21 protein-coding genes and 1 pseudogene are annotated in these 23,851 nt (G+C 62.4%); 13 read left to right on the top strand and 9 right to left on the bottom strand.

The window, feature by feature from the left end:
* Positions 1-89 precede the first annotated feature (89 nt).
* Positions 90-527 (bottom strand): methylmalonyl-CoA epimerase, encoded by a 438-nt coding sequence (mce, locus tag HUK73_RS06080; RefSeq protein WP_176591096.1) that lies wholly within the window; start codon positions 525-527, stop codon positions 90-92.
* A 214-nt stretch (positions 528-741) separates the two neighbouring features.
* Complete coding sequence (locus HUK73_RS06075) at positions 742-2,274, bottom strand: acyl-CoA carboxylase subunit beta (RefSeq protein ID WP_176591095.1); 1,533 nt, start codon at positions 2,272-2,274, stop codon at positions 742-744.
* 122 nt (positions 2,275-2,396) lie between these two features.
* On the opposite strand from HUK73_RS06075, the gene HUK73_RS06070 reads away from it, so the two are divergent.
* Entirely contained in the window at positions 2,397-3,812 is a 1,416-nt protein-coding gene (locus tag HUK73_RS06070) for a short-chain fatty acyl-CoA regulator family protein (RefSeq protein WP_176591094.1), read from the top strand.
* Positions 3,813-3,886: 74 nt separating this feature from the next.
* Positions 3,887-4,591 (top strand): 2OG-Fe dioxygenase family protein, encoded by a 705-nt coding sequence (locus HUK73_RS06065; RefSeq protein ID WP_176591093.1) that lies wholly within the window; start codon positions 3,887-3,889, stop codon positions 4,589-4,591.
* A gap of 19 nt (positions 4,592-4,610) precedes the next feature.
* Here the strand turns inward: HUK73_RS06065 and gor are convergent, their stop codons facing one another.
* Complete coding sequence (gene gor / locus HUK73_RS06060; RefSeq protein WP_176591092.1) at positions 4,611-5,957, bottom strand: glutathione-disulfide reductase; 1,347 nt, start codon at positions 5,955-5,957, stop codon at positions 4,611-4,613.
* 67 nt (positions 5,958-6,024) lie between these two features.
* The gene (gene pgi, locus HUK73_RS06055) at positions 6,025-7,530 is read right to left on the bottom strand and encodes a glucose-6-phosphate isomerase (protein ID WP_176591091.1); all 1,506 of its coding nucleotides are present in this window, start codon (positions 7,528-7,530) and stop codon (positions 6,025-6,027) included.
* A 233-nt stretch (positions 7,531-7,763) separates the two neighbouring features.
* Between pgi and lepB the strand changes: the two genes are divergently transcribed.
* The 3 genes from lepB (at position 7,764) to era (ending at position 10,239) form a co-directional block, all read left to right on the top strand.
* Positions 7,764-8,588, top strand: a complete 825-nt coding sequence (gene lepB / locus HUK73_RS06050) for a signal peptidase I (RefSeq protein WP_176591090.1) — start codon at positions 7,764-7,766, stop codon at positions 8,586-8,588.
* On the top strand, positions 8,585-9,256 hold the full coding sequence (gene rnc, locus HUK73_RS06045) for a ribonuclease III (protein WP_176591089.1): 672 nt from the start codon (positions 8,585-8,587) through the stop codon (positions 9,254-9,256). The genes lepB and rnc overlap by 4 nt, the downstream gene beginning before the upstream one ends.
* Before the next feature lie 74 nt (positions 9,257-9,330).
* The gene (gene era, locus HUK73_RS06040) at positions 9,331-10,239 is read left to right on the top strand and encodes a GTPase Era (RefSeq protein WP_176591088.1); all 909 of its coding nucleotides are present in this window, start codon (positions 9,331-9,333) and stop codon (positions 10,237-10,239) included.
* A 57-nt stretch (positions 10,240-10,296) separates the two neighbouring features.
* Here the strand turns inward: era and topA are convergent, their stop codons facing one another.
* The 3 genes and pseudogenes from topA to plsY form a co-directional block, all read right to left on the bottom strand.
* Positions 10,297-12,852, bottom strand: coding sequence for a type I DNA topoisomerase (gene topA / locus HUK73_RS06035; RefSeq protein WP_176591087.1), 2,556 nt, complete (start codon positions 12,850-12,852; stop codon positions 10,297-10,299).
* Positions 12,853-12,968: 116 nt separating this feature from the next.
* Positions 12,969-14,050, bottom strand: a pseudogene (gene dprA, locus HUK73_RS06030) (DNA-processing protein DprA).
* The gene (gene plsY / locus HUK73_RS06025; RefSeq protein ID WP_176591086.1) at positions 14,047-14,661 is read right to left on the bottom strand and encodes a glycerol-3-phosphate 1-O-acyltransferase PlsY; all 615 of its coding nucleotides are present in this window, start codon (positions 14,659-14,661) and stop codon (positions 14,047-14,049) included. Before plsY ends, dprA begins: the two are co-directional and overlap by 4 nt.
* Before the next feature lie 156 nt (positions 14,662-14,817).
* Here plsY and HUK73_RS06020 point away from each other — a divergent pair, with 156 nt between their 5' ends.
* The 3 genes from HUK73_RS06020 (at position 14,818) to hemA (ending at position 17,282) form a co-directional block, all read left to right on the top strand.
* Positions 14,818-15,063 (top strand): hypothetical protein, encoded by a 246-nt coding sequence (locus HUK73_RS06020; RefSeq protein WP_176591085.1) that lies wholly within the window; start codon positions 14,818-14,820, stop codon positions 15,061-15,063.
* Between the two features lie 40 nt (positions 15,064-15,103).
* Positions 15,104-15,907 carry a glutamate racemase gene (murI, locus tag HUK73_RS06015; RefSeq protein WP_176591084.1) on the top strand — a complete coding sequence of 268 codons (804 nt, stop codon included), beginning with the start codon at positions 15,104-15,106 and terminating at the stop codon, positions 15,905-15,907.
* Positions 15,908-16,061: 154 nt separating this feature from the next.
* Positions 16,062-17,282, top strand: a complete 1,221-nt coding sequence (gene hemA, locus HUK73_RS06010; protein WP_176591083.1) for a 5-aminolevulinate synthase — start codon at positions 16,062-16,064, stop codon at positions 17,280-17,282.
* Positions 17,283-17,327: 45 nt separating this feature from the next.
* Here the strand turns inward: hemA and HUK73_RS06005 are convergent, their stop codons facing one another.
* Together HUK73_RS06005 and HUK73_RS06000 are read right to left on the bottom strand one after the other, a co-directional pair.
* A complete protein-coding gene (locus tag HUK73_RS06005) occupies positions 17,328-17,975 on the bottom strand; it encodes a class I SAM-dependent methyltransferase (protein WP_176591082.1) in 648 nt (215 codons plus the stop codon).
* Positions 17,975-19,192: a DUF3419 family protein gene (locus tag HUK73_RS06000; RefSeq protein ID WP_176591081.1), complete on the bottom strand. Its 1,218-nt coding sequence runs from the start codon at positions 19,190-19,192 to the stop codon at positions 17,975-17,977. Before HUK73_RS06000 ends, HUK73_RS06005 begins: the two co-directional genes overlap by 1 nt.
* Before the next feature lie 135 nt (positions 19,193-19,327).
* Here HUK73_RS06000 and HUK73_RS05995 point away from each other — a divergent pair, with 135 nt between their 5' ends.
* The 5 genes from HUK73_RS05995 to HUK73_RS05980 all read left to right on the top strand — a co-directional run bounded on the left by HUK73_RS05995 (position 19,328) and on the right by HUK73_RS05980 (position 23,759).
* A complete protein-coding gene (locus HUK73_RS05995; protein ID WP_176591080.1) occupies positions 19,328-20,320 on the top strand; it encodes a ligase-associated DNA damage response exonuclease in 993 nt (330 codons plus the stop codon).
* The gene (locus tag HUK73_RS05990) at positions 20,320-21,903 is read left to right on the top strand and encodes a cisplatin damage response ATP-dependent DNA ligase (RefSeq protein WP_176591079.1); all 1,584 of its coding nucleotides are present in this window, start codon (positions 20,320-20,322) and stop codon (positions 21,901-21,903) included. The genes HUK73_RS05995 and HUK73_RS05990 overlap by 1 nt, the downstream gene beginning before the upstream one ends.
* A gap of 72 nt (positions 21,904-21,975) precedes the next feature.
* On the top strand, positions 21,976-22,107 hold the full coding sequence (locus HUK73_RS26695; RefSeq protein ID WP_255326210.1) for a hypothetical protein: 132 nt from the start codon (positions 21,976-21,978) through the stop codon (positions 22,105-22,107).
* Between the two features lie 11 nt (positions 22,108-22,118).
* Positions 22,119-22,469 carry a GFA family protein gene (locus HUK73_RS05985; RefSeq protein ID WP_176591078.1) on the top strand — a complete coding sequence of 117 codons (351 nt, stop codon included), beginning with the start codon at positions 22,119-22,121 and terminating at the stop codon, positions 22,467-22,469.
* A gap of 84 nt (positions 22,470-22,553) precedes the next feature.
* Positions 22,554-23,759 (top strand): saccharopine dehydrogenase family protein, encoded by a 1,206-nt coding sequence (locus tag HUK73_RS05980; protein ID WP_176591077.1) that lies wholly within the window; start codon positions 22,554-22,556, stop codon positions 23,757-23,759.
* Positions 23,760-23,851: the final 92 nt, after the last annotated feature.

The raw sequence follows: 23,851 nt of genomic DNA, 5'->3' as shown, positions 1-23,851 counted from the left end.
ACACTCTCCGTTCGTCTCGCGTCAAGCGGTGAGACGATGTGGTTACGCTATTCGCGTCTCGATGTCGTTCGACACGAATGACGGTGGGTTTAATGCGCCTCTTTCGGCGTTTCCATGATCTCCGTCAGCACCCCGTTCATGTCCTTGGGGTGAACGAAGAAAATCAGCGTGCCATGCGCTCCGATACGCGGCTCGCCGAGCACCTTCTTGCCCAACCCTTCGAACCATGTCTTGGCTTCGTGAATGTCGGGCACTTCATAGCACATATGATGCTGCCCGCCCGCCGGGTTCTTGGCGATGAAGCCGTGGATAGGGCTGTTCTCACCCAAAGGCTCGATCAACTCGATCTGCGTGCCGTTGGTGCCGTTCTCGCCCGGCGTGTCGACGAAGCACACCTTCACGCCCTGCGCGGGCAGGTCGAAAGGCTGGTGCGTGATCGTCGCGCCCATGACATCGCGATAATAAGCGATGCTGGCTTCCAGCGAAGGCGTCGCGACGCCGATATGATTGAGACGGCCGAGTTTCACATCGCACCTCCTGCGCCAATCAAAGGCGGCAAATGATAATATATTAACCCAATCGCCAAGGCAGTTTGCATGGTGATAATCACCCAGAACTGCTTAGGTCGATGAAATCTTGTAGGTTCCATGTTGGGCGCAAGCATCCCTCTCCTAATAGCGCGGATAGCCTGCCAGAGGAAAAGTCCTGCCAACGCCAAGAAGATGATGTGCTTGACCATGTTCACAACGGAATATTGTCGTGCTTCTTCCACGGATTTTCGAGGCTCTTGTTGCGCAGCTTGCGCAGGCCCAGAGCGATCCGCTTGCGGGTCGAGTGCGGCTGGATCACCTCGTCGATGAAGCCCTTGCTCGCCGCCACGAAGGGGTTGGCGAAGCGGTCTTCATATTCCTTGGTCTTTTCCGCAATCTCTTCGGGCGTCTTGCCGCGGAAGATGATCTCTACCGCGCCCTTGGCGCCCATCACCGCGATTTCGGCGGTCGGCCAGGCATAGTTGAGGTCGCCGCGCAGATGCTTGGACGACATAACGTCATAGGCGCCGCCATAGGCCTTGCGGGTGATGACGGTGATCTTCGGCACGGTCGCTTCGGCATAGGCGAACAGCAGCTTGGCGCCATGCTTGATGATGCCCGAATGCTCCTGAGCCGTCCCCGGCAGGAAGCCCGGCACGTCGACGAAAGTGACGAGCGGGATTTCGAACGCATCGCAGAAGCGGACAAAACGGCCGGCCTTCTTGGACGAGTTGATGTCGAGAACGCCTGCCAACACCATGGGCTGGTTGGCGATGATGCCGACGGTCTTGCCCTCGACCCGGCCGAAGCCGCAAATGATGTTGCCCGCATGGGCCGGCTGCACTTCGAAGAAGTCACCCTCATCCACAACCTTGCGGATCAGCTCATGCATGTCATAGGGCTGGTTCGCATTGGCCGGGATCAGCGTGTCCAGGCTTTCCTCCATCCGATCCCACGGATCGGCGCTTGGGCGCTCGGGCACCGGCTCCTTGTTGGATGCGGGCAGGAAGTCGACGAAATCGCGCACCGCCAGCAATGCCTCGATATCATTTTCGAACGCCACGTCGGCCACGCCGGACTTGGTGGTGTGCGTTACCGCGCCGCCCAATTCCTCCTGCGTCACGACCTCGTTGGTGACGGTCTTCACCACGTCCGGGCCGGTCACGAACATGAAGCTGGAATCTTTCACCATGAAGATGAAGTCGGTCATGGCGGGCGAGTAAACCGCGCCGCCCGCGCAGGGGCCCATGATCACGCTGATCTGCGGCACCACGCCCGAAGCCAGCACGTTGCGCTGGAAGATTTCCGCATAGCCGGCGAGCGAAGCCACGCCTTCCTGAATGCGGGCGCCACCCGAATCGTTAAGGCCGATTACCGGCGCGCCGCCCTTCATGGCGATGTCCATGATCTTGCAGATCTTCATCGCGTGCCGTTCCGACACCGCGCCGCCATAAACGGTGAAGTCCTGCGAAAAGACGTAGACGAGGCGGCCGTTGATCGTGCCCGATCCGGTGACGACGCCGTCGCCCGGAATATGTTGTTCGTCCATGCCGAAGTCGATGCAATTATGCTCGACATACATGTCCAGTTCTTCGAAGCTGCCTTCGTCCAGCAGCACTTCTAGCCGTTCGCGGGCCGTCAACTTGCCCTTGGCATGCTGACCGTCAATGCGGCGTTGGCCGCCGCCCAGACGCGCGGCTTCGCGCTTGGCTTCCAGCTGTTCGATAATCGCGAGCTTCGACATATCAGCTTTTCTCTCCGGCTTGTCGCGGGCGTCTATGCCTGCCCCTTTTCAATCTTTCCCCATTTTCGCAAATGCAATTTTGCCAATTTGCAAATCGCGATTTTGCAAATTAAGGACAAAGCATGGCTCGTGGCAATCGAATCTTCGCAGGTCCGCGCCTGCGTCAACTTCGCCTGGACCATCGCATGGACCAGGCAACCATGGCACAGGCGTTGGGCATATCCGTATCCTATCTCAGCCAGCTTGAGAATGACGATCGCCCCCTTACCGCCAAGGTGAAGGCCGCGCTTGCCAGCGCCTTTCCCACTGACTGGGCCAGTTTCGACAGCCGTGAGGAAGAGCAGCTGCTGGGCGCGTTCACCTTCGCGCTTGCCCATCCGGAACTCCCCGGCGCACCGATGGAGCCGGAACGGATCGAAAAGCTGCATTTGCAATTCCCCGAATTCGCGGCGCGCTATGTCGACCTTTACAACGCCCATATGCGTGCCAATGAGCGGATCAACATGATCGAGGAGGCGATTGCCAACGATCATGCGGTTCAGGCCCGCCTGCCCTGGGAAGCGGCCCGCGACTGGTTCCATGAAGCCGGCAATTACGTCCATCCGCTCGATTGCCTGGCGGAGGATATGGCGGCGAGCTTCACCGCTGGGCAGTCGCTCGACGAAGGCATGCTGGTCGAAGCGCTGGCGCGGCGCCATGGCATCGAAACATTGATCGCGGAAACCCCGGACTTCGCGCTCCGCTCTTACACCAGCAGCGAAAGGCGGCTGTTCGTGAACGCGGCCCTGCCCACCGAAAGCCGCAAATTCATGCTCGCCCATCAACTCATGATGCTGGAGGGGCAAGCGGTGATCGCGGACGTGGTGAGCAAGGCCGGCCTGCCCGTCATGGGCGCGGACCGGCTGCTTGCCATCGGTCTTGGCAACTATGCGGCGGGCGCGCTGCTGATGCCCTATGCCCCGTTCAGGGAGGCTGCCCGCGAAGTTCGCCACGATATCGACAGGCTGGCACGCCGCTTCGGCGTCAGCTTCGAACAGGCCTGCCATCGCCTCTCGACGCTTCAACGGCCCGGCTTGCGCGGCATTCCCTTCTTCTTCTGCCGTGTCGACATGGCCGGTAATATCACCAAGCGCCACAGTGCCACCCGCCTGCAATTTGCGCGCTTCGGTGGTGCCTGTCCCCTGTGGAACGTGCATGAAGCGGTCGCCGTCCCCGACCGGATCAACGTCCAGCTTGGCGAAACGCCGGACGGCGTGCGCTATGTCTCCATGGCCAAGGGGTTGGTCAAACCCTCCGGGAGCTACAGTCGCACCCCGCGCCGCTTCGCCGTGGTGCTGGGTTGCGAAATCGCGCATGCGGCGAACTTCGTCTATGCCGACGGCCTGCAACTGGAAGTGGAAGGGGCGGCGACGCCCATCGGCATCACCTGCCGCCTCTGCCCGCGTCAAAGCTGCGACCAGCGCGCCTTTCCGCCCGCCGACCGGCCGATCCATGTCGATCCCGACAATCGCCAGATCGTGCCTTACTGGATCGGCTAGGCGACGCGCGGCCGCAATCCGGCTTGCAAAAACTGGCCCTGTCGCTCGTTTGTCTCTCCCGATAGGAAAGACGGATGATCGATATCGCCATTACCCTCCAGCAAGAATTGGAGCAGGCAGGCTATGTCCGCCTGCCCGGCCCCGGCCTGTTGGACCAGCTTGGGATTGAAGCCGCCGATTGGAGCGCATTTGCGCGAAGCTGGGACGCCCTTGGGACGGACCTCTATATGGCTGACGGAGGCCGCTATCGCCGGCGCCGTCACGCAACCTTTTCAAGCGAGAACGGAAATTTCGCGCGCAAACCGCACCAGCCGCATTTCCAGAGCCGCGATTATAACCCCCTGAACGGCGACGTGCAGCGCTGGTTCGATCCCGTCGCACAGTCGACGATCGACAACGCCGTGATGCAGTCGATCTTCGCCTTTTGCGCCCGCAGCTTCCCCCTGGCCGGGCGGCAGCATGTCGAACTCCACCAGTTCCGTATCGAGGCACGTATCGGCGAAACGGGCAGCCCCACGCCCGAAGGCATGCATCGCGACGGCGTGGATTGGGTCTTCGTCATGCTGATCGAGCGCTGCAATATCCGGGAAGGCACCACCCGGATCGGCACGCCGGAAGGGCGGGAACTGGGCGAATTCACCCTCGCCCGGCCCGGTGACGCCGTGCTGATCGATGACCGTCGCATCATGCACGGCGTCACGGAAATCCACGCGGTCGACGCCGCGCAACCCGCGTGGCGCGACGCCCTCGTCCTTACCTTCGCGGCAGAGACGAAATAGCGCCCCCGCCCCTCGATCCTTATTTCAGCAGTACCAGTTCCTCGGCCATGCTGGGGTGCAGGGCCACGGTATCATCAAATTCCGGCTTGGTGAGGCCAGCCTTCACCGCAATGGCTGCGGCCTGAAGGATTTCCGGCGCGTCCGGCCCGATCATGTGCAGCCCGACCACGCGATTGGTCGTCGCATCCACCACCATCTTGTAAAGCGCCCGCTCGTCACGCCCGGCCAGCACATTCTTCATCGGCCGGAAGTCGGAAGTATAGACCTTCACCGTCCCGAGCTTGTTCTTGGCCTGCGCCTCGGTCATGCCCACGCCAGCCAAGGGCGGATGGCTGAACACGGCGGAAGGCACGCAGTTGTAATCCACCGTCCGCGGATTATCGCCAAACACGGTGTCCGCAAAGGCGTGCCCCTCCCGGATCGCCACCGGCGTCAGTTGCAGACGATCGGTGACGTCGCCCACGGCATAGATGCTCTCGACATTCGTACGGCTATAGTCATCGACCTTGATCGCGCCCTTCTCGTTCAGCTCGACCCCGGCATTCTCCAGCCCCAGCCCGTCGACATGCGGCTGCCGCCCGGTCGCGAACACCAGCAGGTCGCAGGCCACAGGATCGCCATTTTTGAAGCGCACGCAAAACGTTCCGTCCTCGTTCTTCTCGATCTTCTCCATCTCGGCGTTGAAGCGGAAATTGATGCCCTTCATCGTCGAAATCTGAAGCAGCCGGTCGCGAATGCTCTCATCATAGCCGCGCAGCAGGGTGCCCGACCGGTTCACGATCGTCACATGGCTGCCGAACTGGTGGAAGATTCCCGCAAATTCATTGGCGATATAGCCGCCGCCAACGATGACGATCCGCTTGGGACATTCCTCCAGATGGAACACCTCATTGGAGGTCACGCCATGCTCGGCACCCTCAACGTCCGGGATCACCGGCCAGGCCCCGGTCGCGACCAGGATATATTTCGCGCTGACGTCCCGCCCGCTGGCGAGCTTCACGCTATGCGGCCCGGTGATCGTCGCGCGCTCGGGGATCAGTTCGACCTTATGGCTATCGAGCGTGTTCTTGTAGAGGCCCTCCAGCCGGTCGACATCAGCCAGCACATTGTCGCGCAGCGTCGTCCATTCGAAATCGCAGTCCGGGACATTCCAGCCAAAGCGGCGCGCGTCTTTCAGATCCTCAGCAAAATGCGCGCCGTAGATCAGCAGCTTCTTGGGCACGCAGCCGCGAATGACGCAGGTGCCTCCGACACGATATTCCTCCGCCACCGCGACCCTGGCGCCGTGAGCCGCCGCGACGCGCGAAGCACGCACGCCTCCCGATCCCGCACCGATGACGAAAAGGTCGAAGTCGTAGTCGCTCATTCCTGCCTCCGCTGAGTTGCGCCCGCATATGGAGGCTACTCAGCGGAGTTACAAATGAGATTTGCGCTTATACGCCGCCGAGCGCCAGATCGATCAGCGCCATGGTCGAGGGATCGAAACCCTTCGGCCCTTCGGCCTCGATGGATCTGGCGATTTCCTTGCCCAGCTCAACGCCGAACTGGTCGAAGGGATTGATCCCCATCAGCACCGCATTGGCAAAGGTCCGATGCTCATAAAAAGCGATCAGCGCGCCCAGAGCCTCCGGCGTCACATCATCGAGCAGGATCGTGGTCGAAGGCCGATTGCCGGGATAGGCCCGCGCCGGATCGGCCGCATTATCCTTGCCGCGCAGCAAAGCGGCGCCCTGCGCAAAGCAGTTCACCAACAGCGCCCGATGATGCGCCGGATCAAGCGCATGGCCGGGCTCGATGGAGGCGATGAACTCGACCGGCGTCAGGATCGTGCCCTGATGCAGCAACTGGAATACCGCATGCTGCGCATCGGTGCCCACACCGCCCCAGGTAATCGCCGCCGTCGGCCCATCCACCGGCTTTCCTTCGCGGGTCACGCTCTTGCCGTTGCTCTCCATCTCCAACTGCTGGAGATAGGACGGCAGCAGCCGCAAACGTTCGTCATAGGCGAACAAGGCCCGCGTCTGACAACCCATGACCCGTGCATAATATTGATCGATAAAGGCCGCGATCAACGGCGCATTGGCTTTGGGGTCGGACAGGCGAAAATGCCGGTCCATCGCCGCAGCCCCTTCGAGCAGGCTTTCGAACGCATCCCAACCCAGCGCCAGCGCTGCTGGAAATCCAATCGAAGACCAGAGCGAATAACGCCCGCCCACGCTCTCGGCAAAGGGCAGCACACGCGTTTCATCCACGCCCCATTCAATCGCCCTTTCCGGCGAAGCCGTGAGCGCGATCACCCGGCCATAGGGATCTTCCACACCGGCTTCGACCATCCAGTTGATCGCGCTCGCCGCGTTCAACATGGTTTCGGTGGTGGTGAAGGTCTTGGACGCCACGGCAATCAGCGTCGCTTCGGGGTCGAAGCGTGAAATCGCCCGTTCCAGCGCCGTCCCGTCGACATTCGACACGATGGCAACGTCATAGCGTGCACCATCGCCGCCCAGAGCATCGACGATCAGGTCTGGTCCCAATGCCGACCCGCCGATGCCGATATGCAGGATATGCCGGATCGGCCCCAGCGCTTCACCCTCGATCGCGTCGATCAGCGCGCGCATCCGGGAATGGAACATCTTGGCCCGCGCCACGCTGTCGGCATTGCCCTCACCCCGTTCGGCGGGATGCTCGGCTGCGCGGCCCTCTGTATTGTTGACGGCTTCACCCGCGAACAGAGCATCCCGCTGCGCGGCAAAGCCCTTTTCCTCAGCCAGCTTCAGGAACCCGTCCAACAGAGCATCCGTCAGATGCGTCTTCGACCAGTCGAAACGGATCGGCCCATGCGTCAGCGTGAATTTGCTCAGCCGGTCGGGATCGGTGGTGAAGATGGATTTGAGATCGGCTTGGGGAAGGGCCGCAAGCGCTGCCAGTGCAGGGCTGGACATGAGGAATATCCTTCATTCGTCGTTGATCGATATCGACGCTGCACCTGTCGATTCTTGTCTCTATTTAACCAAGTCGTTGCGCTATTGCACCGTTCAGGCACAAAAATCAGGTTGCAGGGCAGCATAAGGTGATGACCCGTTGGTCTCTAGCGCGCTTGACGGCGGCTTTACGAACCCGCAAAAGCCGCGACGGCCTGTTTTCAGGGCGAATTGAAGGAAAAGACGATCAAAGCATGAGCGCAAAATCCGAAACGCGGGATTTCCTCTGGTTTCTCGCAAAGCTGGCGGTGTTCGTCTTCATCTTGCGAAGCTTCATCGTTTCGCCCTTCAACATCCCATCGGAATCGATGCAGCCGCGTCTGTTGATCGGTGATTATCTGCTGGTGGCGAAATGGCCCTATGGTTATTCGCGCTATTCGCTGCCCTTCGGCATCCCGCTGATCCCCGGCCGCGTCTTTGCCTCGACGCCCCAGCGTGGCGACGTGGTGGTGTTCAAGGCGCCGCCGAACCAGAAGAATGACTATATCAAACGTGTCATCGGCCTGCCCGGCGACATGATCTCTGTGCGCGGGGGCACGGTCTATCTGAACGGTCAGGCGATCCCGAAGCAGAAGGTCGCCGATCTCGTCATTCCCGTCACACCGAATATGGAAGACGCGGCGGCCAAGGAAGGCAGCCCCTCCCCATGCTATCGCCCCAAGTTCGAGGAAGCCGCGCCCGGCGGCGGCCGGCAGTGCCGCTACCCGCAGTTCCGCGAGACGCTGCCCGGCGGCAAGAGCTATAATGTCCTCGACCTCGTGCCTGATGGTGCGGCGGACGACCGTGACACGGTGGTCGTGCCCGAAGGCCACCTCTTCATGATGGGAGACAATCGCGACCGCAGCGCCGACAGCCGCTTCCCGGCGGTCGACGGGGGCGGCATTGGCCTTGTCCCCGAAGAAAATCTGGTCGGCAAGGCGATGATCTCGGTCTTCTCGACCGATGGCAGCGCCAATTGGCTGCTCCCCTGGACCTGGATCACCGCCGCGCGCTGGAGCCGCATCGGGGAAGGCTTTTGACCAAAGTGGACACCGAAGGCTGGCTGAAAGCCCTGATCGGCCGTGCGCCGAAGGACCCTGCCGCCTTCACGCAGGCGCTGACCCATGGCAGCGCCAATGCGGTCAATTATGAGCGGCTGGAATTTTTGGGCGACCGTATCCTGGGCCTGCTGATCGCGGAGTGGGTCTATGACCGCTTTGCCACGGAACCGGAAGGCAAGCTGTCCCGCCGATTCAACGCGCTGGTGTCAGGCGAAACCTGCGCCGAAGTCGCCAGAGTCGCTGGCGTGCCGACCCACCTCATCCTCGGCAAGCAGGCCCGCGACGATGGCGCCGCCGACAGCGACAATGTGCTGGGCGATGTGATGGAGGCGCTGATCGGCGCGCTCTATCTGGAGGGCGGTCTGGAAGAAGCCCGCACCCTCGTCCGTCGCCTTTGGGGGGACCGCGTGGACACGCAGGCCAGCGCGCCCAAACACCCCAAGTCCGCGCTTCAGGAATGGGCCGCCGCCAACAAGCGCAAGCCGCCGGAATATGCGCTCACCGACCGCTCCGGTCCGCATCATGCGCTGCGCTTCACCGTGACGGTGAGCATCAAGGGCGCGGGCGAGGCAAGCGCCACCGGTGGCTCCAAGCAGGAAGCCGAAACCGCTGCCGCCAAGGCGCTGCTGGAAAAGCTTGGCGGCTGAGCCTGTCCCACGGCCACTTTTTGCATTAGGAAAGAAGCCCAGGCGAAAGGCGCATGGGTGAACGGAGTTTTTGTTTGACGATCGATCTCGATAATCAGCGCTGTGGCGTCGTGGCCATTGTGGGCGCACCCAATGCGGGCAAATCAACGCTGGTGAACGCGCTGGTGGGCCAGAAGGTGGCGATCACCAGCCCCAAGGCGCAGACCACGCGCACCCGCGTCATGGGTGTCGCGATCGAGGGCGACGCGCAGATGGTGCTGGTCGATACTCCCGGCATCTTTGCGCCGAAACGCCGCCTCGACCGCGCCATGGTTCAGGCTGCCTGGGGCGGCGCGCAGGGCGCTGACCTGATCGCGCTGATCGTCGACGGCAAGGCGGGCCTTGGCCCCAAAATGGAGCCGATCATCAGCGCTCTGGCCGCTCGGCCGGAGAAAAAATGGCTGATCCTCAACAAGGTCGACATCGCCATCAAGGAAAAGTTGCTGGTCCACACCCAGCGCCTCTACGAACAGCTCGACATTGCGGAAACCTTCTTCGTGAGCGCCGCGACTGGCGATGGCCTTGCGGAACTCAAGACTGCCTTCGCCAATGCAATGCCTGATGGGCCCTGGCACTTCCCGGAGGATCAGGTTTCCGACGCCACCGACCGGATGCTGGCGGCGGAAATCACCCGTGAGCAGCTCTACCACCAACTCCACGCCGAACTGCCCTATGCAACCGCGGTTGACACGGAAAAATATAGCGAGCGTGAGGACGGCTCGGTCGAAATCCACCAGCAAATCCTGGTCGGGCGTTCGAGCCAGCGCGCGATCGTGCTGGGCAAGGGCGGTCAGCGCCTGAAGGAAATCGGTTCAAAAGCCCGCGCCGAACTGGCGAGCCTGCTTGGCGTCAAAGTCCACCTCTACCTCCACGTCAAGGTGAAGGAAGATTGGGAGGATGACCGCTTCATCTACCGCGATATCGGCCTCGACTGGGTCGAGTAAGCCACCCAGCCTATCAAATCACCGTCATCCCCGCGAAAGCAGGGATGACGGTGATGGTCATTCTGCCGCCGCTGCCTTCTTCTTCGCTGGCGCCTTCTTGGCGGCAGGCTTCTTCGCAGCCGCCTTTTTGGCCGGTGCCTTCTTCCCCTTCTTGGCAGGTGCCGCCGCAGCCCTTGCATCGATCAACTGGGCAGCCTCTTCCAGCGTCAAAGCATCCTGCTCGATCGTCTTGGGCAAAGTCGCATTGGTGGTCCCGTCGGTCACATAGGGACCGTAGCGCCCCGCCATCAGCTTGATCTCGGCCTCCGTACGCGGATGCTTGCCCAGCACCTTGAGCGGTTCTCGCGAGGAAGCCCCGCGCTCGCCCTTGTTCGCCGCGTCGGCCAGCTTGGCGACGGCGCTGTTCATGCCCACCTCGAAAATCTCCGCGGTGGAGGACAGCCGCCCATATTTGCCGTCATGCAGCAGATAGGGACCAAAGCGCCCGATATTGGCCACGATCGGCTTGCCCGTCTCAGGATGCAGCCCGACCTCCCGCGGCAGGCTCAGCAGCTTGATCGCCCAGTCCAGCGTCATCTCTCCATCGGGCAAATCCTTGGGGATGGAACCGCGCTTGGCCTCCTTGCCCTCGCCCATTTCGATATAGGGACCGAAACGCCCGGATTTGCGAACGATATCCTGCCCGGTTTCCGGATGCTTGCCCAGCACTTCCGGACCCGTATCCTCGGCGCCGTCCTTGCCGCCCGGCTGCCCGAACTTCCGCGTATATTTGCACTCGGGATAGTTGGAGCACGCGATGAACGCGCCAAAACGCCCGCCCCGCAGCGACAATTGCCCATCGCCGCACATCGGACAGGCGCGCGGGTTGCTGCCGTCCGCCTTGGGCGGGAAGAGCATCGGCTCCAGGAACTTGTCCAGTTCGGCCGTGATGTCGGACGGCTTCTGCTCCATCACCTCGGCGGTCTTGGGCTTGAAGTCACGCCAGAAGGCTTCCAGCACCGCCTGCCACTGGGCACGGCCACCGGAAATCTCGTCCAGCTCATCCTCCAGCCCCGCCGTGAAATCATAGGACACATAACGCTCGAAGAAGCGTTCGAGGAAGGCCGTCACCAGCCGTCCGCTCTCTTCTGCGAAGAAGCGGTTCTTCTCCACCCGCACATAGTCGCGGTCCTTCAGCACCTGCAGCGTCGAGGCATAGGTGGACGGACGCCCGATCCCCAATTCCTCCAGCTTCTTGACCAGCGAAGCTTCCGAATAGCGCGGCGGCGGCTGGGTGAAATGTTGCTCCGCCGTCACCTTCTTCTTGGCCGGAGCATCCCCCGTAACCATGCGCGGCAGCAGCTTGCTGTCGTCATCCTCGGCATCATCGCGCCCTTCTTCATAGAGCGCCAGGAAGCCCGGAAAGATCACCACCTGGCCCGTAGCGCGCAGCCCATGCTGCCCGGTTCCATCCACCAGATCGATGGTCGTGCGCTCCAGCCGCGCCGAAGCCATCTGGCTCGCCAGAGCGCGCTTGAAGACCAGGTCATAAAGCCGCGCATGATCGCCCGAACCCACCTTGTCCCGCGAAAATTCGGTCGGACGAATGGCCTCGTGCGCTTCCTGCGCATTCTTGGCCTTGGTCTGATACTGGCGCGGCTTTTCGGGCAGATAGCCGCCATCATAGCGGTCCGCGATCGCCTTGCGCGCGGCGGAAATGGCGCTGCCGTCCATCTGCACGCCGTCGGTACGCATGTAGGTGATCGCGCCATCCTCATAGAGCTGCTGCGCGATCCGCATGGTATGGCTGGCCGAGAAGCCAAGCTTGCGTGCCGCCTCCTGCTGAAGCGTCGAGGTCGTGAACGGCGGCGGAGGGTTGCGCGAAACCGGCTTCGTCTCGACCTTCTCGACGGTGAAGCGCCCGGCCTCCACGTCCGCCTTCGCGGCCATGGCGTCGCCTTCCTTGCCGATGGTCAGCCGCTCGATCTTCTCGCCGCGCCAGCGCACCAGCCGCGCCGTGAAGCCCTGCCCACCCTGCTCCATTTCGGCCGCGACCGACCAATATTCCTGCGGCACGAAACTCTCGATCTCGCGCTCGCGGTCCACGACCAGCCGCAGCGCCACCGACTGCACGCGGCCCGCCGACTTGGCGCCGGGCAGCTTGCGCCACAGCACCGGGGAGAGCGTAAAGCCCACCAGATAGTCCAGCGCCCGCCGCGCCCGATAGGCGTCGATCAGATCCTCGTCCAAGGCGCGCGGCTGGGCCATGGCCTCGGTCACCGCCTGTTTGGTGATCGCGTTGAAGGTCACGCGGTCGACCTTCTGGGGCAGCGCCTTCTTGGCGCGCAGCACCTCCTGCACATGCCAGCTGATCGCTTCTCCTTCGCGATCAGGGTCAGTCGCCAGGATCAGGCGCGTCGCCTTTTTGGCTTCGTCGGCAATGGCTTTCAGCTGCTTGCCCTTGTCGGCATAATTTTCCCACTGCATGGCAAAGCCCGCGTCGGGATCGACCGACCCGTCCTTGGCGGGCAGGTCGCGGATATGACCATAGCTGGCGAGCACATGGAAATCGCCGCCCAGATATTTCTCGATGGTCTTCGCCTTGGCCGGCGATTCAACGATGACAAGCTGCATTAAAGCCCCGGTTCAAAAATGTTCTCACGTACACGCGCGAGTCTGGAAGGTGATGACGGCCCCCGTCAAGCGCCCCCGATGTAGGAGCGGATTTGCGCCAAGGCCAGTCCGCAGGATCATGAAATGCTGACTTTCCCGCCCGCATGCCGTTCCAGCCGCGCGGCCAGCTCCAGCTCCAGCAGCACGGTCTGCACCACGGCGGGGCCAAGTCCCGACAGCCGGATGATCTCATCGACCGGAACCGGCGCCGCGCCCAGCAGCCCGACCACCGCCGCCCGCTCCCGCTCGGTGACGTCCGATTGCATCGGCTCCCCTGCGAAATCGGACCTGCCCTGCCGCACCATTCGCGCGTCGATGGTTCCGATCGCCTCGATTACATCGGCCGCATTCTGAACCAGCACCGCCCCCTCGCGAATGAGTTGGTTGCATCCCTGCGCACGAGGGTCGAGCGGCGATCCCGGCACGGCCATGACCTCGCGCCCTGCTTCCCCGGCCAAACGCGCGGTGATCAGCGATCCAGACTTTGGCGCCGCCTCCACGACCACGGTGCCCCGCGCCAGTCCGGCGATGATCCGGTTCCGCGCAGGAAATTGCCGGGCGAGCGGCTGGGTTCCGGGCGGATGCTCCGTCACCAATAGCCCCTGCTCCGCCAATTGCTCCTGCAAGGCCTCATTTTCCGGCGGAAAGGCAATGTCGATCCCGCAGGCGATCACAGCAATGGTCCCGCTCCCGATCGATCCCTGATGCGCGGCCGTGTCGATCCCCCGCGCCAACCCGGACACCACGACGACGCCGCGCTGTCCCAAATCCTGCGCCAATGTCCGGGCAAAGCGGCAGGCCGCTGCCGAAGCGTTGCGCGCCCCGACCATCGCAACGCATTCCCGCGCCGCCAGCGTCACATCGCCGCGAAAGATCAGCGCGGGCGGTGCGCCCTCCATCTGATCCAGCAGAAAAGGATAATCCGCATCCCCCATCAACAGATAGCGCGCGCCCAGCGCCTTGCTGCGCGCGATTTCCGCTCGACCAGCGCCGCATCGATGACGCTACCCTTGCCGCCGCCCCGCGCCGCCAGATCCGGCACCGCCCGCAGGGCTTCGCCCGCCGTACCGAAACGCGCCATCAATTGCCGGAATGTGACCGGCCCGATGCGCGGCGAACGGATCAGGCGCAGGCGGTTGAACCGCTCCTGCTCGCTCATTCGTCCGACGCGGCTTTCCTGGAGGCGCCGACTTTGGGCTCGATCCCCTTGGCGAGCCGGGCGATATTCTCCCGGTGCCGCCACAGAACGATCAGCGCCAGAGCCAAGGCCACCGGCACCAGATCAAGCCGCCCGAAACACCACATCGCAACAGGTGCGCTCACCGCCGCCGACATGCCGCCGACCGACGACCATTTCGTCCCGAACAGCGCAGCCAGCCAAACGACCGCAAAGACGATCCCGGCCGGCCAATAAAGCGCCGTCACCACGCCCATCATCGTCGCCACGCCCTTGCCCCCGGCAAAGCGCAGCCAGATGGGGTAGCAATGTCCGATAAAGGCCATCGCCCCCGCCATCGGCCCGCCGCCATCGACCAGCGCCGTACCGATCAGGACCGCCCCTGCGCCCTTCGCCAGATCGAGCAGCAGGGTCGCCGCCGCCAGCCCCTTGCGCCCGGTGCGCAGCACATTGGTCGCGCCGATATTGCCCGAACCGATCTTGCGCAGATCGCCCGCCCCGGTGAAGCGCGTCAGCAGCAACCCGAAGGGAATCGAGCCCAGCAGATAGCCGATCAGCAGGACGAAAGCGGGTAATAGCCAGGGAGGAGTCATTGTTTCGCCGAAATTGTTGCGGCGCGACCATAGCGTCCCCGGCGGAGCGGGCAATGGCGAAGGTGTCGGAAAAGCTTGCGCCGGGCATTTCCGTTGCGAAGACTGGGCCTGTCCTGCCCTCCATGCTATCCATCGCACCAAGGAGCGTTCTTCGCCATGACCGAACATCCCTCAAAAGCCTGGTTCGCGCCAAAGCGCTACGGCTATGGATCGGGCCTGCCCGTCACATGGCAGGGCTGGCTGGTTCTGCTGACTTTCATTGGCGTCGTCCTGCTGGTCCAGATCGCATTGACTGGCATTGCCCTTATCCTTTGCACAGGATTGGCGATCGGCATCCTCTGCATCATCTGCGCCTTGAAAACGGAAGGCGGCTGGCGATGGCGCTGGGGCGATCGCTCCTGATGTTGACAGCGTGCATCGATCCCTTGAGATGTGACCATCTATGACGATCGCACCCAATGCCCCCCTCCTGTTCTTCGATTCCGGCGTCGGCGGGCTTTCGATCCTTGGCCCCGCGCGGGCGATTCTGCCCAACGCACCCATCGTCTATGCCGCCGATAGCGCAGGTTTCCCCTATGGCACGAAAAGCGAAACCGAAATCGCCGCCCGCGTGCCGGCGTTGCTGGGCCGGCTGGTCGAGCGCTACCGCCCGCGCCTGGCCGTTATCGCCTGCAACACCGCTTCGACCATAGCCTTGTCCGCCGTTCGCGCCGCGCTCGACATTCCGGTCGTGGGAACCGTCCCGGCGATAAAGCCGGCCGCCCTGCTCTCGCAAAGCCGGGTCTTTGGTGTCCTCGGTACGGACGCGACCGTCCGCCAGCCTTATGTGGACCGATTAGCCGCCGAGTTCGGTTCGGACTGTATCGTACTGCGCCATGGATCGGCTGCGCTTGTCCAGCTGGCCGAAGCCAAGCTGCGCGGCCAATCGCTCGACCCCGCCATAGCCCGCGACGCGCTTGCAGGCCTGTTCGACCAGCCCGGCGGCGACCGGATGGACGTGGTGGCGCTTGCCTGCACGCATTTCCCGCTGGTTGAAGAAGAACTCGCCGTCGCCTCACCCCGCCCGCTTCGATTCGTGCATGGTGGTGAAGGAATCGCCCGCCGCATCGCCTATTTGACCCATGGGCAGGACTGGCCCAGCGCCCCACCGCCCGGAACCGCCGTCTTCACCCGGCTGGACGACAGCGTCGATGCGCTTCGTCCTGCGCTTGTCAGCTATGGATTGCACCGGATTGAGGCGCTTTGAGGGGGGTGGACCTTTGGTCCAATCGCAAGTCTTTCTATCACTATGATAGGGAATTCTCCCTAAGGCTGCGAACGGTTATCACTGGTAATGGGACCCGGCTGAAGGTAAATGCCCCTCTTAATGAGGGGATGCGGGAATGAGGGATAGGGCTTAAGTGAACTACAAGCACATCTTCACGCAGGCGATCGACCGGCTTCATAGCGAGGGCCGTTATCGCGTATTCATCGATATTTTGCGCAACAAGGGTGCCTTCCCCAACGCCCGCTGTTTTCACGGCCATAACGGACCGAAACCGATCACCGTCTGGTGTTCCAACGACTATCTCGCCATGGGCCAGCATCCCAAGGTCGTCGCCGCGATGGAAGAAGCGCTGCACGACGTCGGCGCAGGATCGGGCGGCACGCGCAATATTGGCGGCAACACCCATTATCACGTCGATCTGGAGAGCGAACTCGCCGACCTGCATGGCAAGGAAGCGGCTTTGCTGTTCACTTCGGGCTATGTCTCGAACGAAGCGACGCTTTCCACGCTGGCGAAGATACTGCCCGGCTGCATCATCTTTTCGGACGAGCTCAACCACGCATCGATGATCGCGGGCATCCGCAATTCGGGCTGCGAAAAGCGCGTCTTCCGTCACAATGATGTCGATCATCTGCGCGAACTGCTCGCTGCCGAAGACCCCGAAGTGCCCAAGCTGATCGCCTTTGAAAGCGTCTATTCCATGGACGGAGACATCGCCCCCATCGCTGCGATCTGCGATCTGGCCGATGAATTCAACGCGCTGACCTATCTTGACGAAGTTCATGCCGTCGGCATGTACGGCGCCCATGGCGGCGGCATTTCCGAACGGGATGAGGTTGCCCATCGCCTGACCATCATCGAAGGCACGCTGGGTAAGGCGTTCGGTGTCATGGGTGGCTATATCGCCGCTGATCAGATGATCGTGGACGTGATCCGCAGCTATGCGCCGGGCTTCATCTTCACGACTTCGCTGTCGCCGGTGCTGGTCGCGGGTGTTCTCGCCAGCGTCCGCCACCTGAAACAGTCGAACGAGGAACGCGAGGGTCAGCAGGCCGCCGCCGGGACCCTCAAGCGCCTGATGGCGGAATCAGGGCTGCCGGTCATGCCGTCGGTGACGCACATCGTTCCGCTGATGGTCGGTGATCCGGTCAAGGCCAAGCGGATCAGCGATATATTGCTTGCCGAATATGGCGCCTATGTGCAGCCGATTAACTACCCGACCGTCCCGCGCGGGACGGAGCGCCTGCGCTTCACGCCCGGCCCGGCGCATAGCGAAGAGATGATGAAGGAACTGGTCGAGGCGCTGGTCGAAATCTGGGACCGGCTGGAACTGGAACTGAAAAAGGCGGCATGAAAATTGGGAGGAGGCGGTCCGTGTCCCGCCTCCGTTGATCGGTGGTCAAACCCGGATCAATCCACCCCTGACCGCATAGCCGCGATACAGGCTCCGGCTGTGGGGAAAACCGCCCATATCGGCCGCCAATCTGTTGATCGCCTGTGCGAGTTCGGCGCGCGGCGATACATGAAAGCGCGCCAGCCATCCGAACAACGCCCGCTTCCAGACGCCGGGTAAATTGTCCTGCTGGCCGAAGTCCACGACTTCCAGCTTGCCTCCGGCAGCAACACTGCATGCAGCCTGCCGAAGAGCGCCTTGCCAATCGGGGATCATCGACAGCGCGTAGCTGATGAATACCCGCTCGAAATCGGCCCGTCCAAAGAGCGCCTGGGCGTCGAACGCGCAGGCATCGCCCTGCGCCAACACCACGCGATCCGCCATGCCTGCCTTCGCCACGGCCTTGCGCGCCGTTTCCAGCATCGCTTCGGAAATATCGACGCCATAGAGCCGCGCCTCCGGCCAGGCCCGGCCCACGGCAATAAGGTTCCGGCCGGTCCCGCAGCCGATTTCCAGCACGGCGCCACCTTTGGGGGGAGCGAGATCCGCGATCAGCCCATCCCGCCCCAGCAGATAATATTTCCGCGACAGATCGTATATGTGCCTCTGGTGCCGATAGACGCTGTCCATCAGCCCATCATGCCCGGCGCTCATCAGGCGTCCTTCAACACATAGAGATGGACGCCGCCATAAATGGCCGACCGATCCCGCGCCGTGTAATCCAGCGATTCTTCCGCCCGATAATCCCACCGCGACAACACCGCATCGACGACGCGACCGGGAAGGATACTCGGCTCGCCTGCAGTGCGGAACAATACCCGCGCGCCCGGCTTGGCCGTACGCGTGATCTGCGCCCACAGCGCATTCAGCTGCGCGTCGTCCATCCAATCCTGCGCATCCAGCAATATATAGCGATCCGCCGATCCGGCCTCCTGCGACGCCAGAAAATCCGTGAAGTTCACATGGCGAACGTCCACTCGCCGGGCGCGCTCCACTACAGCCTGATGGTTTGCGGCCTGCAAATAGGGCGGCAACGGCCCTTCGCCGCCGGCATAGCCACGACCGAACGCCTGCACAGCGAAATAATTGTCCTTGAGATCGAAGTCGCAGGCGAGCTTTTCCAACCGCGCCTTCAGCACGCTGTCCATCCGGTCATCGCCAGCCAGCGCTTCATATTGCGCGGGCGGGATACCCAGCCCGAAAAGCGAAGCCGGCTGGCTCGTCAGCCAGCGCATGAAGGCGCTCTCGAACACCGGAGCCAGTTCCTGCTCGAAAATGGCCCGCTGCTCCTCACGCGATTGCGCGTCCAGCATCCGACGCGGATTGACGCCGTGCAAGCGGGCCAGCAAATGCGCCGCACCGATAAAGCGGCCCAGCAGGCCATGCTTGTAAATCCCGCGCGCAAAGCCGCCGATGCGCCGCCGCCCGATGAAGTCCCGCCCTTCCCAATAGCGCCGGGTGGCATCGTCCAGATGCGGCGCGACGAAGCTGCGATAGGCCGCCACATTCTCCTTGCAATCCGCCTTGGCGAAGAAGCGATGGAACGCCTCATGATCCGGCAATGCCTGTGCGGCGGCCAGCTTCAGGCGATTGAGCGCGATATGCGCGGTATTGAGGTCAACCGCCGTGATCTTCGCCGGATTGGCGGTCAGATAACTCAGGACATTGCAGCCGCCCGAAGCGATGGTGACGACATGGCTGTCCGGCGTGATCGCCAGCGCTTCCATATCGACTTCCGGGTCTTCCCAGATCTGCGCGTAAACCAGCCCCCGAAACGCGAAGGTAAAGGCACGTTCCAGCAAACCCTGTTTGGAAAGGTGCCGATGCCGATGTACCGCGCGGGTAACATTCTGGTGAGCCGTAGATGCCATGTGCCGCGCCTCCTCGCTGCCGGGTCGTTCGGCGGCTCCTAGGGCAATGGCATGTCGGCTGCGTGACGATGAGGTTACGGCAATGTGAAGGTCCCTTGCGGAACCAAAGCACATCAACCACTTTGCTATTGCGCCATGGCCCACTGGATCGAACCTCACCCGACCGGCATCTACATCCGCCCCGCCGACGCCTGGATCGATCCTTCCACGCCTCAGGAACGTGCCCTCGTCACCCATGGCCATGCCGATCATGCGCGGGGCGGGCATGGCCATGTCTGGGCCACGCAGGAAACACTTGCCATCATGGCCCTGCGCTACGGCACGGCGTCGGGCACAGCCGTTCCCTATGGCGAGGAAATCCGCATGAACGGCGTCACTATCCGCTACGTGCCCGCTGGCCATGTCCTGGGCTCGGCCCAGATCGTCCTCTCTCATGCAGGCGAGCGCGTCGTTGTGACCGGAGATTATAAGCGGCGCCCCGATCCCACCTGCAGAGCCTTCGAGCCGGTCCCTTGCGACATCTTCGTCACTGAAGCGACCTTCGGCCTGCCCGTGTTCCGCCACCCGGACACGGGCAGCGAAGTCGATCGACTCCTCACGGTCCTGCACGCCAATCCCGATCGCTGCGTCCTTGTCGGGGCCTATGCTTTGGGCAAGGCGCAACGCCTCATCTGCGAACTCCGCGCGAGAGGGCATAAAAACCCCATCTATATCCACGGCGCGCTGGAAAGAATGTGTGCGCTCTACGAGCAGTTCGGTGTCGATATGGGCGACCTTCGTCCAGCGACCGGCATCGCCGCAAATGACATGCGCGGTCGCATCATCGTCGCGCCGCCCTCTGCCCTCAACGACCGTTGGAGCCGCCGCCTTCCCGATCCGATCACCGCCATGGCGTCAGGCTGGATGCGCGTTCGCCAGCGTGCCCGCCAGCGCAATGTCGAACTGCCGCTCGTCATCTCCGACCATGCCGACTGGGACGAACTCACCGACACCATCCGCGAAGTTGCGCCTTCCGAAACATGGATCACCCACGGCCGCGAGGAAGCCCTGCTCCACTGGTGCATGACCCACCAGTTCCGCGCCCGCGCCCTCGCTCTTATCGGCCGCGAAGATGAGGATGAAGGTTGATGCGCGCCTTTTCCCAACTCCTCGATGGCCTGGTCTACACCCGTTCCCGCAATGGCAAGCTGGACCTCATTGCCAGCTATATGCGCACCGCCCCCGACCCGGATCGAGGCTGGGCGCTGGCAGCCCTCACCGGCAATCTCGATCTCAAAGCCGTCAAGGCCTCCACCATAGCGGAAATGGCGCGCAGCCGAACCGATCCGGTCCTGTTCGAAATGAGCCGCGACTATGTGGGCGACCTCGCCGAAACAGTGGCCCTGCTCTGGCCAGGACCCGCAGACCAGAGCGAAGAACTGGACGATGGCTCCCTAACCCTTTCTGCCATTGTCGACCGGCTCCACGCCACCAGCCGAGCCACTGCCCCCGCGATCCTCGCGCAAATGATGGATCATCTCGATGCCTCCGGCCGCTTCGCACTGCTCAAGCTTGCCACGGGCGGCCTGCGCGTAGGCATTTCCGCCCGCCTCGCGAAAACCGGATTCGCGCAAGCTTTCGGGCTGGATGTCGACGATGTGGAGGAATGCTGGCACGCCCTCGCCCCACCCTATGCCGCCCTCTTCGCCTGGGCGCAGGGCAAGGCCCCCCGCCCCGACCCCGCAGGCACACCCTTTTTCCGCCCCTTCATGCTCGCCCATCCGCTCGAAGCCGAAAGTGTCGATTTGGGCGACTATGCGGCGGAGTGGAAATGGGACGGCATCCGCATCCAGATCGTCGGCACGGGAGAGGAAACCCGTCTCTACAGTCGCGCCGGCGATGACATCACGGGCAGCTTCCCCGACATAGCCCAAGCCTTCCACCATCACGCAGTCCTCGACGGCGAACTGCTCGTCAAAGGTGAGTTTCAGGGCGGAGAGGCGGCGAGCTTCAACGCCCTCCAGCAGCGCCTCGGCCGCAAGGCGGTGACGGCAAGGATGATGGACGATTACCCCGCCTTCGTCCGTCTCTACGACATATTGCTCGACGCCGACGAAGACCTCCGCTCCCTGCCATGGGCGGAACGCCGCGTCCGCCTCGAAACCATCGTCCCGACACTCGATGCGCACCGCTTCGATATTTCCGCGCTCATCGAAGCGTCCGATTTCGAGGCATTGGCGGACCTGCGCGCAGGCGCACGCGACGCCGCGATAGAGGGCGTGATGCTGAAGCGCCGCGACAGCCCCTATGTGGCAGGGCGCAAGGCAGCGCTCTGGTATAAATGGAAGCGCGATCCGCTGACCGCCGACTGCGTGATGATGTACGCCCAGCGCGGTCACGGCAAACGCTCATCCTTTTATTCGGACTACACCTTCGGTTGCTGGACGGAGGAAGGCGAACTGCTGCCCGTGGGAAAGGCCTATTCCGGCTTCACCGATGAGGAGCTGAAATGGCTCGATCGCTTCGTGCGTGGGAACACGATCAACCGCTTCGGCCCGGTGCGCGAGGTGGAAAAGTCGCTGGTGCTGGAGGTTGCCTTCGACAGCATCCACGAAAGCAGGAGGCATAAATCGGGGCTTGCGATGCGCTTCCCCCGGATTGCGCGCATCAGGCGGGACAAGCCTGCGCATGAGGCGGATACGGTGGAAGGGTTGAAGCGGTTGGTAAGTTAGAAAGGTTTAATGGGTTGCGGCAACCATCTTGAAATATCCCAATCAACGATTTGAAATCGATGGAGGGAAAAGATGGACCGTTACCTGGCATCCGTTCTGAACCGGCTGACCGCCAAAGGACCTGGATGGACGATCTTGGCACTTGCCATCATTTACGGTGCATGGATCGTCAGCGCAATTGCGGTTATTGTTCAGGCCATCTGAAAGGAGAGTCCGTGCCCTATACAGGAAGCTGCCACTGCGGCGCCATCACCTTCACTGTAGCCGCCGACGCGCCGACTGACGCAATGACCTGCAACTGCTCGCACTGCAGCCGCAAGGGCTTCGTGCTGACCTTTGTGCCGGCCGACCAGTTCACCCTCGACGGCGGCGCGGACAGGCTGACCGACTATCAATTCTACAAGCACAAGATCACGCATCAGTTCTGCAACATCTGCGGCACACAGGCCTTCGCGGAGGGTAAAGGCCCGGATGGCTCAGCCATACGCGCCGTCAACCTGCGCTGCGTGCCTTCCATCGACCTCGATGCGCTAGCCATCAAAAAAGTCGACGGCGCCAGCTTCTGACAGACTGACTTTGCGCTGTCACGCACAGCCCCTATATGGGCGCTTTCGCGCGTCTGGCGCGACCACAGTCATGGAGCAGTTGAATTGAGCAAGGTTCTGGTCATTGGCGCGGGCGGCGTGGGTTCTGTCGCGGTTCACAAAATGGCGATGAACAGTGACATTTTCAGCCATATCACGCTCGCCAGCCGTCGCATCATCAGCTGCGAGAAGGTGGCCGAATCGGTCAAGGCCCGCACCGGCGTCACCATCGACGTGGCGCAGGTCGATGCCGACAATGTCGAAGAAACCATCGCCCTCATTGAGAAGGTCCAGCCCAAGCTGGTCGTGAACCTGGCCCTGCCCTATCAGGACCTGGCGATCATGGACGCCTGCCTGGCGACCAGGGTCGACTATCTCGACACCGCCAATTACGAGCCGCGCGACACCGCTAAGTTCGAATATAGCTGGCAGTGGGCCTATCAGGAGCGCTTCAAGGAAGCGGGCATCATGGCGCTGCTGGGCTCGGGCTTTGACCCCGGCGTCACCAGCGTGTTCGCCAGCTACATCAAGAAGCATCTGCTCGACCGGATCGACACGCTCGACATTCTCGATTGCAATGGCGGCGACCATGGCCAGCATTTCGCCACCAACTTCAACCCGGAAATCAACATCCGCGAAGTCACCGCTCCGTCGCGCCACTGGGAAGGCGGCAAGTGGGTGGAAGGTCCGGCGCTCAAGCATCGCCAAGTGTTCGACTTCGATCAGGTGGGTGAGAAGAACATGTATCTCATGTATCATGAGGAACTGGAATCACTCGCCAAATTCTACCCGGAAATCAAGCGCATCCGCTTCTGGATGACCTTTGGCGACGCCTATCTGAAGCATCTCGAAGTGCTCCAGAATGTCGGCATGACCCGCATCGATCCGGTGATCTACAATGGTCAGGAGATCATTCCGCTCCAGTTCCTGAAGGCCGTGCTGCCCGAGCCGTCGAGCCTGGGTTCGACCACCAAGGGCAAGACCAATATCGGCGACATAGCGACCGGCGTGAAGGACGGGAAGCAGAAGACCGTCTATGTCCTGAACGTCTGCGACCATGAGGACGCCTATGCAGAAACCGGCAATCAGGCGGTCAGCTACACCACCGGCGTTCCGGCGATGATCGGCGCGGCCATGATGCTGACGGGCGCGTGGAAGGGTGAGGGCGTGTTCAATATCGAACAGTTCGATCCCGATCCCTTCATGGACATGCTGAACAGGCACGGCCTGCCCTGGCAGGTGAAGGAACTGGACGCGCCGCTGGATTTCTAATCCACGAATATATCGTCATCCCCGCGTCCCGAAGGGCGGCGTCAGCCAACGCGGGGACCCATCTCCTGCCCTAGCCCCAGTCGCGACGTCGG

The sequence above is a fragment of the Sphingobium sp. EM0848 genome (genome assembly GCF_013375555.1).
Lineage (GTDB): Bacteria > Pseudomonadota > Alphaproteobacteria > Sphingomonadales > Sphingomonadaceae > Sphingobium.
The sequence above is the reverse complement of the archived record's forward strand: the minus strand, read 5'-3'. Positions and strand labels throughout refer to the sequence as shown.

Coding starts and splice junctions, on each gene's coding strand:
- HUK73_RS06000 (WP_176591081.1), bottom strand. CDS start 19,192: ATGGCATCTACGGCTCACCAGAATGTTACCCGCGCGGTACATCGGCAT.
- HUK73_RS06065 (WP_176591093.1), top strand. CDS start 3,887: ATGATCGATATCGCCATTACCCTCCAGCAAGAATTGGAGCAGGCAGGC.
- HUK73_RS05995 (WP_176591080.1), top strand. CDS start 19,328: ATGGCCCACTGGATCGAACCTCACCCGACCGGCATCTACATCCGCCCC.
- plsY (WP_176591086.1), bottom strand. CDS start 14,661: ATGACTCCTCCCTGGCTATTACCCGCTTTCGTCCTGCTGATCGGCTAT.
- murI (WP_176591084.1), top strand. CDS start 15,104: ATGACGATCGCACCCAATGCCCCCCTCCTGTTCTTCGATTCCGGCGTC.
- HUK73_RS06070 (WP_176591094.1), top strand. CDS start 2,397: ATGGCTCGTGGCAATCGAATCTTCGCAGGTCCGCGCCTGCGTCAACTT.
- HUK73_RS06005 (WP_176591082.1), bottom strand. CDS start 17,975: ATGAGCGCCGGGCATGATGGGCTGATGGACAGCGTCTATCGGCACCAG.
- HUK73_RS26695 (WP_255326210.1), top strand. CDS start 21,976: ATGGACCGTTACCTGGCATCCGTTCTGAACCGGCTGACCGCCAAAGGA.
- lepB (WP_176591090.1), top strand. CDS start 7,764: ATGAGCGCAAAATCCGAAACGCGGGATTTCCTCTGGTTTCTCGCAAAG.
- pgi (WP_176591091.1), bottom strand. CDS start 7,530: ATGTCCAGCCCTGCACTGGCAGCGCTTGCGGCCCTTCCCCAAGCCGAT.
- HUK73_RS06075 (WP_176591095.1), bottom strand. CDS start 2,274: ATGTCGAAGCTCGCGATTATCGAACAGCTGGAAGCCAAGCGCGAAGCC.
- HUK73_RS06020 (WP_176591085.1), top strand. CDS start 14,818: ATGACCGAACATCCCTCAAAAGCCTGGTTCGCGCCAAAGCGCTACGGC.
- topA (WP_176591087.1), bottom strand. CDS start 12,852: ATGCAGCTTGTCATCGTTGAATCGCCGGCCAAGGCGAAGACCATCGAG.
- gor (WP_176591092.1), bottom strand. CDS start 5,957: ATGAGCGACTACGACTTCGACCTTTTCGTCATCGGTGCGGGATCGGGA.
- HUK73_RS05990 (WP_176591079.1), top strand. CDS start 20,320: ATGCGCGCCTTTTCCCAACTCCTCGATGGCCTGGTCTACACCCGTTCC.